Annotated in this window: 13 protein-coding genes and 1 pseudogene; 3 read left to right on the top strand and 11 right to left on the bottom strand. The window is 69.5% G+C overall.

All coding sequences use genetic code 11. The features are described from left to right. Positions 1–2: 2 nt before the first annotated feature. The 4 genes from AC5WS7_RS24735 to AC5WS7_RS24720 form a co-directional block, all read right to left on the bottom strand. Entirely contained in the window at positions 3–404 is a 402-nt protein-coding gene (locus AC5WS7_RS24735) for a PaaI family thioesterase (protein ID WP_495956945.1), read from the bottom strand. A gap of 80 nt (positions 405–484) precedes the next feature. Further along, positions 485–1591: a galactokinase gene (gene galK, locus AC5WS7_RS24730; protein WP_495956944.1), complete on the bottom strand. Its 1107-nt coding sequence runs from the start codon at positions 1589–1591 to the stop codon at positions 485–487. Next, entirely contained in the window at positions 1588–2682 is a 1095-nt protein-coding gene (gene galT / locus AC5WS7_RS24725) for a galactose-1-phosphate uridylyltransferase (RefSeq protein ID WP_495956943.1), read from the bottom strand. The genes galK and galT overlap by 4 nt, the downstream gene beginning before the upstream one ends. Before the next feature lie 169 nt (positions 2683–2851). After that, positions 2852–3256: an Rv1352/Rv1906c domain-containing protein gene (locus AC5WS7_RS24720; protein WP_495956942.1), complete on the bottom strand. Its 405-nt coding sequence runs from the start codon at positions 3254–3256 to the stop codon at positions 2852–2854. A gap of 123 nt (positions 3257–3379) precedes the next feature. Here AC5WS7_RS24720 and AC5WS7_RS24715 point away from each other — a divergent pair, with 123 nt between their 5' ends. Both AC5WS7_RS24715 and AC5WS7_RS24710 read left to right on the top strand, forming a co-directional pair. After that, a complete protein-coding gene (locus AC5WS7_RS24715) occupies positions 3380–3937 on the top strand; it encodes a QcrA and Rieske domain-containing protein (protein WP_495956941.1) in 558 nt (185 codons plus the stop codon). A gap of 199 nt (positions 3938–4136) precedes the next feature. After that, positions 4137–5414 carry an N-acetylmuramoyl-L-alanine amidase gene (locus tag AC5WS7_RS24710; RefSeq protein WP_495956940.1) on the top strand — a complete coding sequence of 426 codons (1278 nt, stop codon included), beginning with the start codon at positions 4137–4139 and terminating at the stop codon, positions 5412–5414. A gap of 51 nt (positions 5415–5465) precedes the next feature. Here AC5WS7_RS24710 and atzF read toward each other — a convergent pair. The 6 genes and pseudogenes from atzF to AC5WS7_RS24680 form a co-directional block, all read right to left on the bottom strand. Beyond that, a pseudogene (atzF, locus tag AC5WS7_RS24705) lies at positions 5466–7115 on the bottom strand (allophanate hydrolase); the annotation flags it as partial. Positions 7116–7170: 55 nt separating this feature from the next. Further along, positions 7171–9144 (bottom strand): 5-oxoprolinase/urea amidolyase family protein, encoded by a 1974-nt coding sequence (locus AC5WS7_RS24700; RefSeq protein ID WP_495957184.1) that lies wholly within the window; start codon positions 9142–9144, stop codon positions 7171–7173. A gap of 442 nt (positions 9145–9586) precedes the next feature. Further along, positions 9587–10204, bottom strand: coding sequence for an urea amidolyase associated protein UAAP2 (locus tag AC5WS7_RS24695; RefSeq protein WP_495956939.1), 618 nt, complete (start codon positions 10202–10204; stop codon positions 9587–9589). 53 nt (positions 10205–10257) lie between these two features. Further along, the gene (locus AC5WS7_RS24690) at positions 10258–11001 is read right to left on the bottom strand and encodes a DUF1989 domain-containing protein (RefSeq protein ID WP_495956938.1); all 744 of its coding nucleotides are present in this window, start codon (positions 10999–11001) and stop codon (positions 10258–10260) included. Further along, positions 10998–11132: a hypothetical protein gene (locus AC5WS7_RS24685; protein ID WP_495956937.1), complete on the bottom strand. Its 135-nt coding sequence runs from the start codon at positions 11130–11132 to the stop codon at positions 10998–11000. Before AC5WS7_RS24685 ends, AC5WS7_RS24690 begins: the two co-directional genes overlap by 4 nt. Continuing rightward, positions 11129–12634: an amino acid permease gene (locus AC5WS7_RS24680; RefSeq protein WP_495956936.1), complete on the bottom strand. Its 1506-nt coding sequence runs from the start codon at positions 12632–12634 to the stop codon at positions 11129–11131. The genes AC5WS7_RS24685 and AC5WS7_RS24680 overlap by 4 nt, the downstream gene beginning before the upstream one ends. A gap of 189 nt (positions 12635–12823) precedes the next feature. Here AC5WS7_RS24680 and AC5WS7_RS24675 point away from each other — a divergent pair, with 189 nt between their 5' ends. Further along, positions 12824–13486, top strand: a complete 663-nt coding sequence (locus tag AC5WS7_RS24675; RefSeq protein WP_495956935.1) for a TetR/AcrR family transcriptional regulator — start codon at positions 12824–12826, stop codon at positions 13484–13486. 39 nt (positions 13487–13525) lie between these two features. Here the strand turns inward: AC5WS7_RS24675 and AC5WS7_RS24670 are convergent, their stop codons facing one another. Next, positions 13526–14569 (bottom strand): CobW family GTP-binding protein, encoded by a 1044-nt coding sequence (locus AC5WS7_RS24670; RefSeq protein ID WP_495956934.1) that lies wholly within the window; start codon positions 14567–14569, stop codon positions 13526–13528. Between the last annotated feature and the right edge of the window lie 20 nt (positions 14570–14589).

The raw sequence follows: 14589 nt of genomic DNA, 5'->3' as shown, positions 1-14589 counted from the left end.
AGTCAGAGCACGGCCTGGGTCTGCGTGGTCTTGCCGACGAGTGTGCCCGCGTCGTCATGGATTTCGGTCTCCACGACGATGAAGCGACGTCCCGCGTGCAGCGGGCGCGCGGTCGCCACCGCGTAGCCGGACCGGATGGCGCGCACGAAGTTCGTCTTCGATTCCACCGTCGTCGTGCCCTGCGCGCCCTCGGGCAGGTTCAGGAACGCGGACACCGCCGCGGTGGCATCGGCCAGTGACATCAGCACGCCGCCGTGCAGTACCCCGCCCAGCGTGCACAGATCCTGCTGCCAGGCCAGTCGGCTGCGCACGACCTCGGGCCCGTGTTCGAGCACCTCGACGCCGAGTTTCTCGGTGAACGGCATGGTCGTGTGGAACAGCTGGGTTCCCTCGGTATCGATCATGCCGTGAGCTTGCCGCACCGCCGGCCGTGCGTCGATGACCTCGGAGGTAATGGCCGGGCGTCACCGCCCGGCCGGGCGCCTCACGATTCCCGGCGCGCACCGGCCGAGGGCACCGCGACGAAGGTGCGCGGCCGCGCGAAATCCTTCTTGCGGAAACGGATTTCGATATTCGTCACCGTCGCGTCGAGCCGGTCGGTGTCCACCAGGGCGATGATGCTGCCGCCGAATCCGCCGCCGACCATGCGCGCGCCGTGCGCACCCGCCGCCAGTGCCGCCTCGACCGCGGCGTCCAACTGCGGTGTGGAGATCTCGAAATCGTCCCGCAGCGAGGCGTGTCCGGCGGTCAGGATCGGCCCGATCTCGCGCGGATCACGGCCGCTGTGCAGCATTCGCACCACCTCGAGCACGCGGGCGTTCTCCGAGACGATGTGCCGGGCCCGGCGCCGCGGCGCGTCCACGGTGATCCGCTCGACCGCCGCGATATCGGTGATCTCGCGCAACGAGCGCACCCCGAGCGCGGCCGCGGCCTCCTCACATTCCCGGCGGCGCTGGGCGTAGCCGCCACCGGCGTGCTGGTGCGGGGTGTTGGTGTCCGCGACCAGCAGCGCCAGACCGGCCGCGGGCAGATCGAACGGCACCTGGTCGTGCTCGCCCCGGCCGAAGTCCAGGAACAGCGCGTGCCCGGCCGTGCACAACACCGACGCGGACTGATCCAGGGTGCCGGTGGCCGCACCGACGTACGAGTTCTCCGCGGCCCGGCCGATATCGATCAACTCGGCGTCGGTGACCGCCAGGTCGAACAGATCGCGCAGCGCGACCGCCACCGCGCACTCCACCGCCGCCGACGAGGACAGGCCCGCGCCGACGGGCACCGCTCCGTCGAGTTCGAGTCGCACGCCCGGAATCGGATATCCGCGCCGGACGTACTCGTGGACGACGCCGAGCGGATAACGCGCCCAGCCCGTCACGCTCGAATCCGCGAGCCCGGCGATCGGCTCGCCGATCCCCTCACCGGGATGCTGTTGCGACGAAACCGTCACCCGCGCATCGGATTCGGTTTGCGCGGCACATCGCACCACATGCGGCAGCGCGATCGGCAGCGCGTAGCCGTCGTTGTAATCGGTGTGCTCGCCGATGATGTTGACGCGCCCGGGTGCGACCCAGACACCGCGCTCGGCTCCACTCACGACGCGGCGACCTCCCGCAACTCGGCCGCGACCGTCTCGGGGGTGGTGTCGCTGATGAAGACGTTCATCCCGGACTCGGATCCGGCCAGGTACTTGAGTTTGCCCGCGGCGCGGCGGATCGAGAACAGCTGCATGTTCAGCCACCAATCATCGCGGGGGACACCGGATTTCGGAGTCGGTGCCTGATTCCAGGCGGCGATGTACGGCATCTGGGTGTCGAAGCGGTGCGCGAAGCGGCCCAGCACGTCCAGGTACAGCACCGCGAACGCCTCGCGCTGGGCGTCGTCGAGATCAGGGATGTCGGCCACCCGGCGGTGCGGATACAGCTGGACCTCGTAGGGCCAGCGGGCGAACGGCGGAACGAAGGCGGTCCACTCCTCGTTCGCCGCGACCACCCGGATTCCGGCGCTGCGCTCGGCGGCCAGCAGATCGCCGAACAGGTTGCTGCCGTGCGCTTTCCGGTACTCCGCGACGTTGGCCGAGATCTTCGCCACGCGCGGTGTGACGAACGGGTAGGCGTAGATCTGCCCGTGCGGATGCGAGAGCGTGACCCCGATCTCCTCACCGTGATTCTCGAAGCAGAACACCTGGCCGACGCCGTCCAATTCGGCGAGTTCGGCGGTGCGATGCGCCCACACGTCGACCACCAGGCGCGCCCGCCGGGGGTCCAGCCGATCGAAGGAGGAGTCGTGAACGCTGGTGAAGCACACCACTTCACAGCGTCCGTACCCCTCGCGCAGCGCGGTGAGCGGCGAACCCTCGACCGCGTCCGGCCATTCGGTGTGATCGGTGGACAGCGAGGGGAATCGATTCTCGAAAACCGCTACCTCGTAATCGGATTCGGGGATCTCGGTGGCCCGCTCCGGAGTGGAGGGGCACAGCGGGCACAGATCCGCCGGCGGCAGGAAGGTGCGGCTCTGGCGGTGCGAGGCGAGCACGACCCATTCGCCGAGCAGCGGATCGAATCGCGCCTGCGAGTGAGTGGTGGTCCGCGGCAGCTCGCGGGTGTCGGTGGCGGTGCGGTTCACCGGGGCCTGATCGAAGTAGAGGATCTCGCGGCCGTCGGCGAGCCGGCGGCGGGTGGTGATCACCGGCGGGCCCGCCGCGGTGTGAACATCTGGTCAGGTGTGAGCGCCATGCCAACCTCCGATCGGGACAGGTGAGAAGTCGGTCCGGACAGTACACCGACGGAGTGTGAGCGCTCACATCAGGGCCGTGCGAAAACGTCCGGCGGGCCGCCGGGGACGTTCTCGCCGAAGGTCAGTACTCGCTGCCGAACAGGCCGCCCGGACCGTAGGAGCCGGTGTTCGGCGGCGGTGGCACCATCACCCAGCCGCCGCAGCCGGTCGCTTTGAACGCGACGTCGGTCGATTTGATCATCACCCGGACCGGTCGCTGGTGGGTGAGGTCGCTGGCGACGATGTACTGGTTCGGATCACTGTGATCGTTCGGGCCGGGAATCTTCCACAGCCGCTCCCAGAAGCACGCGTGCGCCGGATCGGCCGGTCCGGCCGACTGGTAGATACCGGGGGTGATGTCCACGCCCACGCGATAGAGCCCGTCACCGGGCATGGACTTGGCCGGAGCGGCGCCGGCCGTCCCCGACGCGAGCAGTGTGGCCGTCGAAGCCACGGCCCCGGCGATCGCAAGCGTGCTGGCACGCACGGTGGTCCTCCTCGAACTGATCTGTGCCGCCGGCATTCGGCGGCGCGGCGGGAGTTCCCCGCACCTTCCCGGGGTGTCTATCAGAGTCGCGCGGGTGAATTGATCGAATCGCGGAAATTTGTGGTGTCGCACGACGATGCGCCCGTATCGTTCGCCTCGATCGAACTTGCCCCGACCGCCGAAGGGGTGACGCGGATCGTGCTGGTTCGCCCGCGGCTCCCCGGTAAGGAGAATCAAGCCATGTCCCAGAACGATTCGATCGCCGATCCGCTCGACCGCCGCACGGCTCTGGCCGGAGCCGGTGTGGCCGCGGCCGCGCTCGGCCTCGCCGCCTGTAGTTCGGACAATTCGTCCTCCTCGAAGACGTCCTCGTCGGCCGCTACCTCCCCGGGTGGTCAGACGGCGGCCCCGCTGACCAGCACGTCGGACGTTCCGGTCGGCGGCGGGGTGATCGTCGGCGACACCGTCGTGACGCAGCCGACCGCGGGCACCTTCTCCGGCTTCTCCACCACCTGCACCCATGCCGGTTGCAAGGTCAACAAGGTCGTCAACGGCGTGATCGAATGTCCTTGTCACGGCAGCAGCTTCCACCTCGACGGCACCGTCGCCCATGGCCCCGCCACCCGCCCGCTGGATTCGCATCCGGTGAAGGTGCAGGGGACCAGTATCGTGCGCGCCTGAGGCGCGACCGCCCCGAATCTCGGATGCTGAAATGTTGCGGAACGCTGTGAAACGGGGAGCGGAAGGCGACATCCAACGGGAATGTCGCTATGCTCACCCGTAACAACCGCAACAGCAGTAACAGCTAGGGCGGTACGCCGCCCCGGCTGTGCTCATTGGCACCGCGAGACCGGTACCAGCACGGGATTTGGAGGGCGTTGTGTTCTCTCGCCAGCTGTTCTACCGCAAGCCGAAATTCGTCGGGGCAGGTCTGTGCCTCGTCGTCGCGACCGCCGCCGCCTGTGCGGGACTCGTGCCGACGGCCTCGGCCGCGCCCGCCGCGCCCGCGCAGGCGCCGTCCAACCTGTCGAGCAAACTCACAGGCAAGACAATATTTCTCGATCCGGGACATCAGGGATCCGGGCAGAACTTGTCCCGGCCGGTCAACGATGGCTACGGCGGCACCAAGGAATGTCAGACCACCGGGATGACGGCCGTGGACGGCACGCCCGAGCACACCATCAACTGGAAGGTTGCCAACCTCGTCAAGCAGTCGCTCGAGGTGCTGGGCGCGCGGGTGGTGCTGAGCCGCCAGGACGACACCGGATGGGGTGGCTGCGTCGACGAACGCGCCGCGGCGGCCAATCGTTCGGGCGCCGACGTCGCGATCAGCATCCACGCCGACAGCGCGCCCGCGCAGGAGCACGGCTTCCATCTGATCATCCCGAAACTGCCCGTTCCGGATGCCAAGGCGGCGCAGGTGCAGGCCACCGCCGGGCTGGCCGCCAGCAGATCGGTGCGCGATGCCTACAAGCGGGCCGGGTTCACCGCGGCGAACTATGCCGGGGCCGTCGACGGGATGCAGACCCGCTCCGATATCGCCGGGCCCGCATTGACCGAGGTGCCGGATGTGTTCATCGAGATGGGCAACGGCGCCAACAAGGACGACGCGGCGCAGCTGGTCTCCAACGAGGGCCAGATCAAACACGCGATCGCCATCACGACCGGGCTGGTGACCTATCTGCTCGGGTCCGTGCCCAGCGGGTCGGCCGCCGCCGTTCCGATTCCGCGGTCGAATGCGGCTCCGGCGGCGAACGACGGATCCGCTCCGCAGAACGCCACTCCCGCAGTGAATTCCGCGCCCGCGCCCACGGCATCCGCTGTGCCGCAACAAAGCACGCCCGATACGGGCACCCCGGGGGCCGCCCAGCCGCGGTTGGCCCCCGGAGCCGCCCCGCAGTCCCAGACCTCACCCAGCGCCACCCCGCAGGCGGGCACCGGCCCGGGCGCCCGAACGCAGCCCGGCACAACCAATTCCACCGATCCGAACTCCGCGGCGAACACGTTGATCACCGCCGCGATCCAGTTGCTCGCACCGCTGGCCACCTCTCTGGGGCTGGGAGACGTGGCGAATTCGGAACTGGTCAACCTCGCTTACACCCTGGTGTCGACGTTGATCGGGGCCGCGGGCAACGCGGCCGCCACCTTCACCAAATAGTCCGCGACCCATCCGCGCCCTGCCGCACGAGACGTGCGGCAGGGCGCGTTGTCATCCGGCCGCGCCCGCGGCGAGTGCGGCACGCCAGCTGCCGTATTCGCTGATGTCCTTGCCCGACAGTGCGGCAGCGCCGTCACATCCGAAGGCGGTGTGCCAGGTGCCGTCGTCGAGTTCGACCGCGCCCAACTGCATGGGGGCGGGCAACCGGGCCAGGAAGCGGCCGAGCGCGGCAGGGGAGAGCAGCCATCGTTCCCCGGCCACGGCGACGCCCGCGATATCGTCCGGCCGCCGGGTCACGGCCGGTTTCGGGGGGGCGGTGTCGAGAACGGCCAGCCGGTACCGGGGCGCGGTGCGCACCGGACCCATCCATCGCGCCCCGATGTCGGTGAGCTGATGCGCCAGTGGCTGATCGCGCAGGTGGGCGCCGAAGACGATCAGTTCGTGCGCGGGGGCGGCGCGCGATGGCCAGCACGTCTGCGGTGCGGGCCGGGACCCGTTGTCGCCGTGCGTGATCCGGGAGGCGATGTCGAGGGCGACCGCATCCTCGAAGGGCCTGGCCAACACGGTGACGCCGAACTGCGCCCCGCCCGCGGTCCCCGCGGGCACCGCGACCGCGCACAGGTCGAACAGATTGCAGAAGTTCGTGTAGATACCGATCCGGGAGTTCACCCCGATCGGATCGGCGGCGACCTCCGCGATCGTCGGTTGTGCCGGGGCCGTGGGTGTGAGCAGCGCGTCCGCGCCGGCCAGGCCGGCCAGCGCGCGAGCGCGCAACCGTTGCAGCGCGGCGAGATCCGAGACGAGCCGGTGCGCCGGCACGTCGCGGGCCGCACGGATGATCGAGCGGACCGTGGGGTCCACCGCATCGGGTCGGGCGTCGACGAATTCGCCTACCGCGGCGTATCGTTCGGCGACCAGCGCGCCGTCGTACAGCAGCCGGGCCGCGGTCAGGAAGGGTTCCGGATCCACCGTGACGATCCGCGCGCCGGAGTCCCGCAATCGCCGCACCGTCCGTTCGAAGGCATTGTGCCACAACGGATCCAGATCAGGCAGTGCGTCGAACACGGCCACCACGGGTTCCGGCGGCGCGGCGAACCGCACGTCGGCCGGCCAGGCGCGATCACCCGCGTGCGCCGCGAGCACGGCCATCGCCCGATTCGCCAGGTCGAGGTCCGCGGCGAAGATCGTCACGCAATCGTAGGACCGGCAGGCCGGAACCACGCCCTGGGTCGACACCGCCCCGACGGTCGGCTTGATACCGACGATTCCCTGGAACGCCGCCGGAACCCGACCCGAACCGGCGGTATCGGTGCCGATGGCGATATCGGCCTCGCCGCCCGCGACCGCTATCGCGGAACCCGAACTCGAACCGCCCGAGACGAATTCGGGCCGCCGCAGGTCGGGGACCGCGCCGTACGGGGACCGGGTGCCGACCAGCCCGGTGGCGAACTGATCCAGATTCGTCTTGCCCACCACGACCGCGCCGGCCGCACGCAGGGCCGCGACCGCGGGTGCATCCCGCTCGGGGGTGTAGGCGAACTCCGGACACCCTGCGGTGGTGGGCATTCCGGCGACATCGACATTGTCCTTCACGGCCAGCCGCAGGCCGGCGAGCTCGCCCCGGGCGCTCGCGAGCTGCGCGGCGACCGACTCCCGGGTCGGTCGATGAATCCACACGGTCATGGTCTGGTCTCCTCGGGTGCGGACCTCGCGGTCGGCGCGGCACTGTCGGCGGGGATCGTCTCGTGACCTACGGTCATGACGCGGACTCGGCGAGTTCGCCTGCCGCGCGCCAGGATTGGCGCTCTGCGGCGAAGGCGTGCTGCTGCCGGGTGCGGAACTCCTCGATCGAGGCGGCGTTGTCGGCGAGGAAGCGACGGTGGTCCGCCAGCCGGAATTCACCGTCCTGTGCCCGCAGCTCACCACGTCCGGCGGCGAATTCCGCGCGCAGGTCCAGTAGTTCGGCGGCCTCGACGGGATACCATCGGATGCGGTCGAAATACCGCAGTAGCCAAGGGGATTCGCCGTCGGTGCAGTGGTGCCGCCATACCTGGGTGGTCCGCCCGACGAACTGGTAGCCGCCCGGCCCTTCCATACCGTAGATGCACAGGTACGCGCCGCCGATACCGACCGCGTTCTGCGGCGTCCAGGTGCGGGCCGGATTGTATTTCGTGGTGACGAGCCGATGCCGGGGATCGGTCGGGGTGGCCACGGGCGCACCGAGATACACGTCCCCCAAGCCCAGAACCAGGTATTCCGCGGCGAATACGGTGTCGAAAACCGCATTCACAGTGGCGAGTCCGTTCATTCTGCGGATGAATTCGATATTCCACGGGCACCAGGGCGCGTCCGCCCGGACGCCGTGCATATAGCGGGTGATCGCCTCCCGGGTGGCCGGATCGTCCCACGACAGCGGCAGCCGCACGGTTCTGCTGGGCACCACGAGTTCGTCGGCGGGCGGCAGGAGCGATTCGGCTTCACGCAGCAGCGTGAGCAGCTTCGCGGTCGGCAGACGGTCCGGATCGAAGCGGATCTGCAGTGAGCGCACGCCCGGCGTCAGCTCGGTGATGCCCGGCTCACCGCGCTCGCGCAGATGTTCGTACAGTGCGTGCACGCGCGCCCGGAGCCCGAGATCCAATGTCATATCGCCGTATTCGACCAGTACGCCGTCCTCGCCCGCCCGGCGATAGGTGACCGTGGTCGTATCGTCCGCGTCGGCGCGGGCCAGAACGCCGTCGTCGCCGTCTCGGGCGGTCGAGCGGACGAACGGCCAGCCGGCGCGGCGCGCCGGACCCAGAATGTGCGGCGAGGCGACTCGATCGGCTCGCACGGGGACGAACCGAACCGTGTCGCCCGGGGCGAGCTGGCCGAGCTTCCACCGGTCCGCCGCCGTCACGGTGATCGGGCAGACGAATCCGCCCAGGCTCGGTCCGTCCGGTCCGAGCAGGATCGGGGTGTCGCCGGTGAAATCCAGTGCGCCGACCGAATACGCGGTGTCGTGGATATTGGACGGATGCAATCCGGCCTCGCCTCCGTCGGTGCGGGCCCACTGCGGTTTGGGGCCGACGAGTCGGACGCCGGTTCGGTCGGAGTTGAAATGCACCTGATAGTCGGAGCCGAGGATGACGTCGATGTCGTCGCGCGTGAAGAACTCAGGCGCCCCGTGCGGCCCTTCGGTCACGGCCAGCTCCCAGCGTTGGGACAGCATCGGGCGATCGTCGGCGGGTACTGCCGACCCGGGGGTTCCGGTGGCCGGGCCGAGAGCCAACCCGTCACCGGTGCGCAGTGCCGCGCCGGTGTTTCCGCCGAACCCGCCGAGGGTGAAAGTCGCGGCGCTGCCGAGGTATCCGGGAAGCTCGAGTCCGCCCGCGAACAGTATGTAGCTGCGCATGCCGGGCCCCGCCACCGCGCCCACGTCCAGTACGCCGCCCGCCGGCACCCGCACCGTGCGCCACTGCGGCACCGGAATTCCGTCCACGGTCACCACCGCGGGTGCTCCGGTCACACAGATCAGGGTGGGTCGCTCGAATCGCAGTGCCGGTCCGCTCAGCGTGCATTCGAGGCCCGCCGCGCCCTCGGCGTTGCCGAGGGTCCGATTCCCCAGCCGGAACGACAGATCGTCCATGGGCCCCGACGGCGGCACCCCCACATGCCAGTAACCCACCCGCCCCGGCCAATCCTGCACGGTCGTCAGCATTCCCGGTCGCAGCACTCGGATATCGCAAGGCATTGTCGTCGATTCGGCCGCCGGTGACGCGCTCGCCGCTTCCGGCACGCCGCTCGCCGGTACGGTGTCTTCCGTCGCCCGCGCGGCGCCGGGTGACGTGCTCGCGGCGGTCGATGCGGGCGCGATCGCATCGGCGGGCCCGGGGCTGCCCGTGCGGGTCGCGGACTTGCCCTCGCCGGTGGCGGTCATCCGGGTTTCGTTGTTGGAGAGCATATTCCGGTTCGCGGAGCTGACCGCGCAATCGGTGACGACTGCTGCGGGAGTGGTGCTCGGGGTGCGCTCGGGTGAGCGGTCTCCGGCCGGCCGCTGCGGCGTGTCGAGGGGACGCCTCCGCGGCGCGGCCGCATGTGCGATCGGCGCGAGGGGCTGGGCGGTGTCGGTCATTGCTCGTACCTCCGAGGCGAATGCGGCTGTGCTGCGGTGAATTCGGGAAATCGCCGCTCGTTCAGCGCGAGACGACCATGCGCACGGGAGTCGGATCGAATCCGTTGCAGGGGTTGTTGATCTGCGGGCAGTTGGAGATCAGGACGAGGGTGTCGATCTCGGCGCGCAGGGACAGGCTCTTACCGGGGGCCGAACGACCGTCGACGATGCCCAGGGTGCCGTCGGCCTCCACCGGGACGTTCATGAACCAGTTGATGTTCGAGACCAGATCCCGTTTGCCCAGACCCCATCTCATGCCTTCGGCCAGGAAGTTCTCGACGCAGGCGTGCTGGTGGCGGGTGTGATGCCCGTACCGCAGGGTGTTGGACTCCTGGGAGCAGGCGCCGGCGACGGTGTCGTGATTGCCGACCTCGTCGGCGATCACCGTCATCAGGGCGGTGCCGGTGTCGGTGCGCAGGACGCTGCCGGTGCTGAGAAAGATGTTGCGCTGCGCGGTGATCGTGGCCTGGGCGCTGTAGCGGTCGGCATGGTCGGCGGCCGAGTACAGCAGGCAGTCGACGGCCTGATTGCCGTGCAGGTCGATGATGTCCAGCCGGGAGCCGGCGGGGACGATGGCCGACCAGGGGCTGCGCGCGGGCACGGTCTGATCGAGTGTCACGGTGTGTGCCGAGGTGGTCATGTACGGAATCCGTTTCGGGGAGAGGCGGTTTCGGTCGGCGGGCGGCGCGGCGTTCAGGCCGGGGCGTGCGCGGCGCGCCAGGCCTGTTCGGTGTTCTGCACGGCTCGCCGGTACTCGGGCTCGCCGTCCGGGAGGCGAGCGAGATCCTCGGCGGCGTGCCAGGCGACGACGTCCAGTTCGGTGACCGGGGTCGGGTCGAGGGGATGCCCGGCGTCGGCGATCAGCACCGTGACCGGCAGATGCGTGATCAGGTCCACCGCGCATCCCGCCCCCGCGCTCCCGGTCGGCACGAGTTCGCCGTCCGGGCCGACCCGCACGCCGCGGAACAACGACACCGTCGGTCCGATATCGCGCGGCCCCAGACCGTGTTTGGCGGCGGCGAGCAGCAGCGATCGGCGCGCGGCGGGTCCCGGACCGCACAGCGCGTCGTGCCGCTGTGACGAGTCGGCGACGAGCGTCGCCAGGACGCGTCCCTGGTCGGACAGCAGCGGATGTCCGAGCCCCAGATACGCCTGCCACGGCACCTTCACCGTATCCGCGACATTGAGCCGCTCCCAGGGTGATTCGGCGCGCAGCAGCATGATGTGCGCGCACGCGGAGCCCGCGGGGTCGGACAGCCGGATCCGGGTGCCGCGGTCCAGCACGAGATTCGCGTAGCCGCCAGGCGGAATCCGCTGGGCGTAGCAAATTTTCGCGGCGTCGATCGCCGCGGGCAGCTCGGGCCCGGTGACGCTCGCGGCCGCGGCCTGCGAACGAGCGTGCGCGCGTGCCCCGGAGGTGGATGCGGTGCTGGTCATCGTGTGTCCTTTCGATGTCGTGCGGCGGTGACGGCCCTGCTGATCGCCGCCGCGATCAGCAGGGCCAGGGCCGGGCGGCCCAGATATCCCGGGCGGGCGGCGGCCGCGCACGCGCCGCCCCGGCGGGTCATGCGGGTTGCACCGCGGGCGCGCCGGCCCGAGCGGGCGCGGCGGTGAGCCGGTGCACCACCACGCCGACGGCTATCGTCAGCAGCACGAACAGTGGTGCGGCCCAGAGCATCCACCAGCTGCCGCCGTTGGGTGTGTAGACCGCCGGGCGAGGCCAGGCCAGGTTCACCGCCATCGCGATACCCCAGACGACGGCCAGCAGGTTCACCGGAATTCCCCAGCGGCCCAGGGAGAACAGCCCGTCGTGGGCCCGGGCCGGGCCGCGCAGCCGCCGGATCAGCAGCGGTACCGTCACCAGCAGGTAGGCCAGGTAGAGCATGACGATGCAGACGCTGGCCAGGGTCGCGAAGATCGCCGCGTTGCCGAGGTTCAACACCAGCAGTGCGACGGCGAGCGCGCCGATCACCACCGACGGCAGCACCGGCGTGCCGAAGCGGGGATGCACCGCCGCCAGGCGGCGCGCGAACGGCAGTCGCCCGTCCCGGGCCATCGAGAACATCAGCCGGGAGCCCGCGGTCTGAATCGCCAAGGTGCACACCGAGATCGCGATGGCCACACAGCACAGCAGCACCTTGCCCGCCGGGCTGTCCAGGGTCGCGGAGATGACGTATGCCAGGCCGTCGGTCGAGAGTTTGCCGTCGGTGAGGCTCGGTGCGGCCATGAGCGCGCCGAGCAGCATGAGCCCGCCGCCCAGCGCCGAGACCCCCAGCGCGGACAGGATCGTGCGTGGCGCGACCCGCCGCGGATTGCGCGTCTCCTCGGAAAGTTCACCGGCGGAGTCGAATCCGACCATCACGTAGGCGGCCATCAACGCGGACACCAGGAATGCGGCCCAGTACCCGCCGGGTGCGGCGGTGCCGTGCTCCAGCACGACGTGCGGTCCGCGGCGAGTGTGGGTGAGGAACAGCGCGATCGTGGCCAGCACCCCGACGATCTCGACCGTCACGCCGATGGTGTTGATCCGGGCCATCAACTCGATGCCGACGACATTGACCACCGTGGTCAGCGCCAGCAGGATGCTGCCCAGCAGAACCGCGTTCGCCGCACCGGATTTCGAGGTCAGCGCGGTGTCGTGGCCGACGAGCTGGAATCCGCTCCAGATCGATGGCAGCACCACCTGCAGGGCGATCGCGGCCGCCGCGGCGGTGACGATCTGCGCGATGATCATCATCCAGCCCGCGAACCAGCCCACCGCCTCGCCCGCCAGCCGTCGCGACCACTGGTAGATGCATCCCGAGATCGGATATCGCGCAGCGAGTTCGGCGAAGTTCAGCGCGACCAGGAACTGCCCGGCGAAGACGATCGGCCAGGTCCAGAAGAAGGCACCGCCGCCGAATCCGTAACCGAATCCGAAGAATTGGAAGATGGTGGTGAGGATGGATACGAAGGAGAATCCGGCCGCGAAGGAGGCGTAGCGGCCGAGCTTGCGGTGCAGGACGGGCCGGTAGCCGAACGCCTCGAGGTCGGCGCTGTCGGACGGGGGTGCGGACAAGGTGGTGGCCATGGGCGGGATCCTTCGGCGTCGTGGCCAATATCTATCGACTGATAGTTTTCCGAGTCCGATGGCGTACTCGGTGACGGCGATGTATCGAGTCCGCTACCGCCGGTAACTTTTGTGTTGCTTGAATTTCTGTCAAATGACAGAAATCTCTCTGCCCAGGTGACGGGCCTGCGAGCATGGGGATGGTCCAGAATGGCAGGTGTGACGCAACCCGGACCCGGTCGTCCCCGCCACGAGGCCCGGCGACGCCGCGGCTCGACTCCACGCGCGGAAATACTCGATGCCGCCGCCGAACTGTTCACCACGCGGGGCTACGCGAGCACCTCGACGCGGGCCATCGCGGACGCGGTCGGCATCCGGCAGGCCTCGCTCTATCACCATTTCGGCGCCAAGGACGACATCCTCGACGCGCTGCTGTCGGAAACGATCTCCGCGCCACTGGATCTGGCGGCGCTGCTGGAGGCCACGCCCGAACCGCCGGAGGTGCGGCTCTACGCCCTCGCCTGGTTCGACGTGCGGCAATTGTGCGCGGCGCGGTGGAATCTCGGTGCGCTGTATCTACTGCCCGAACTGCGCTCGGAGCGTTTCGCGGAATTCCGGCTGCGCCGGGCCGAATTGCGCGGGCAGTACGAGCGTCTGGCCGCCGACGTGGCCGTCGGCCCCGCGGCCGACGCGCACACGCTGCCGTTCCGTCTGGTGGAGAGCGTGATCAGCATCCGGTCCGATCGGGGCGTCGCACCCCAGGAAGCCGATCACCTGATCCCCGACACGGTGCTGCGCATGCTCGGCCGGCACCTCGACCCGGCACCGGTCCGCGCCGCGGCCGCCGATCTGCTGGACCGCCTCGCCGTATGAGCGCCGGAGGCGCGCCTCGGGGCGGAATCGGGTCGGGAGTCAGATCTCGGCGTCGCTGAGTTCGCGCGGGACGTGCCGCCACACGCCCAGCAGCGCCTGCTCGTCCAGTGGCTCGGGCGCGTCGTGGACGGTTCGCCGCAGAGCCGCCGTGGTCGCCTCGGTGTCCAGGCCGGAACCGATCAGGACCAGGTCGGTTCGGCGGGACTCACCGCGCGACCAGCTGGCCGGTTCGAACACGACGTGCCGTCCGACCATGTGCAGCAAGAACTTTCGCCCGTCTTCCGCGACTCCGAACGCGACGAAGCCCTTGGCGCGGAACAGTCCGGCGGGCGGGTCCTCCAGCAGTGCGACGAGCTTGCGCGGATCGAGATCGGTTGTGCTGGTGAACGATACGCTCTGATAGCCGTCGTGTAGGTGATGGTGGCCGACGTCGGCGTGGTGGTCGTCCAGCAGTTCGTCGAAACTGAGCTGTTCGGCGACGGGGGCGGCGGTCCGTTCGGGCGCGTCGAACAGCAGTGCCGGATCGATCCGGCCGTGCGCGGTCGCGTGCACCGGCACGCCGCGCACCAGTTCGCCGATCTCGCCCCGCAGTCGTTCGAGCTGCGCGTCGGACACCCGGTCGGCCTTGTTCAGCACCACCAGGTCCGCCAGGCGTAGATGTGAGGCCAGTTCCGGATGCCGGGTTCGGCTGTCCGGGAAGTGTTCGGCGTCCACGAGTTCGACCAGCCCGCCGTACCGGATTCGCGGATTGTCGCTGGCGATCACCATCCGGATCAGATTGCGCGGCTCGGCCAGTCCGCTGGCCTCCACCACGATCACATCGACGCGATTGCTCTGCGCCAGACGGGTGAACATCTCGTCCAGCTCGCCGACGTCCACCGCGCAGCACACACAGCCGTTGCCGAGCGACACCATCGCGTCGACCTGTCCCGCCACCAGCATCGCGTCGATGTTGACCGCGCCGAAGTCGTTGACCACCACCCCGATCCGGGCTCGGCGCTGCCGCAGCAGATGGTTCAGCAGTGTCGTCTTTCCGGCCCCGAGAAATCCGGCCACGATCAGTACAGGGATGCGCCGACTCACGCGCCCACCCTACCGAGCCG

The organism is Nocardia sp. PLKS1-43, assembly GCF_059510335.1.
This window is presented reverse-complemented; position numbering and strand designations above follow the sequence as displayed.

What these genes read in the sequence shown, in the direction of transcription:
- AC5WS7_RS24735 (WP_495956945.1), bottom strand. Translation starts at nt 404, where the DNA reads ATGATCGATACCGAGGGAACCCAGCTGTTCCACACGACCATGCCGTTC.
- AC5WS7_RS24700 (WP_495957184.1), bottom strand. Translation starts at nt 9,144, where the DNA reads ATGCCTTGCGATATCCGAGTGCTGCGACCGGGAATGCTGACGACCGTG.
- AC5WS7_RS24695 (WP_495956939.1), bottom strand. Translation starts at nt 10,204, where the DNA reads ATGACCACCTCGGCACACACCGTGACACTCGATCAGACCGTGCCCGCG.
- AC5WS7_RS24690 (WP_495956938.1), bottom strand. Translation starts at nt 11,001, where the DNA reads ATGACCAGCACCGCATCCACCTCCGGGGCACGCGCGCACGCTCGTTCG.
- AC5WS7_RS24685 (WP_495956937.1), bottom strand. Translation starts at nt 11,132, where the DNA reads ATGACCCGCCGGGGCGGCGCGTGCGCGGCCGCCGCCCGCCCGGGATAT.
- AC5WS7_RS24680 (WP_495956936.1), bottom strand. Translation starts at nt 12,634, where the DNA reads ATGGCCACCACCTTGTCCGCACCCCCGTCCGACAGCGCCGACCTCGAG.
- AC5WS7_RS24675 (WP_495956935.1), top strand. Translation starts at nt 12,824, where the DNA reads ATGGCAGGTGTGACGCAACCCGGACCCGGTCGTCCCCGCCACGAGGCC.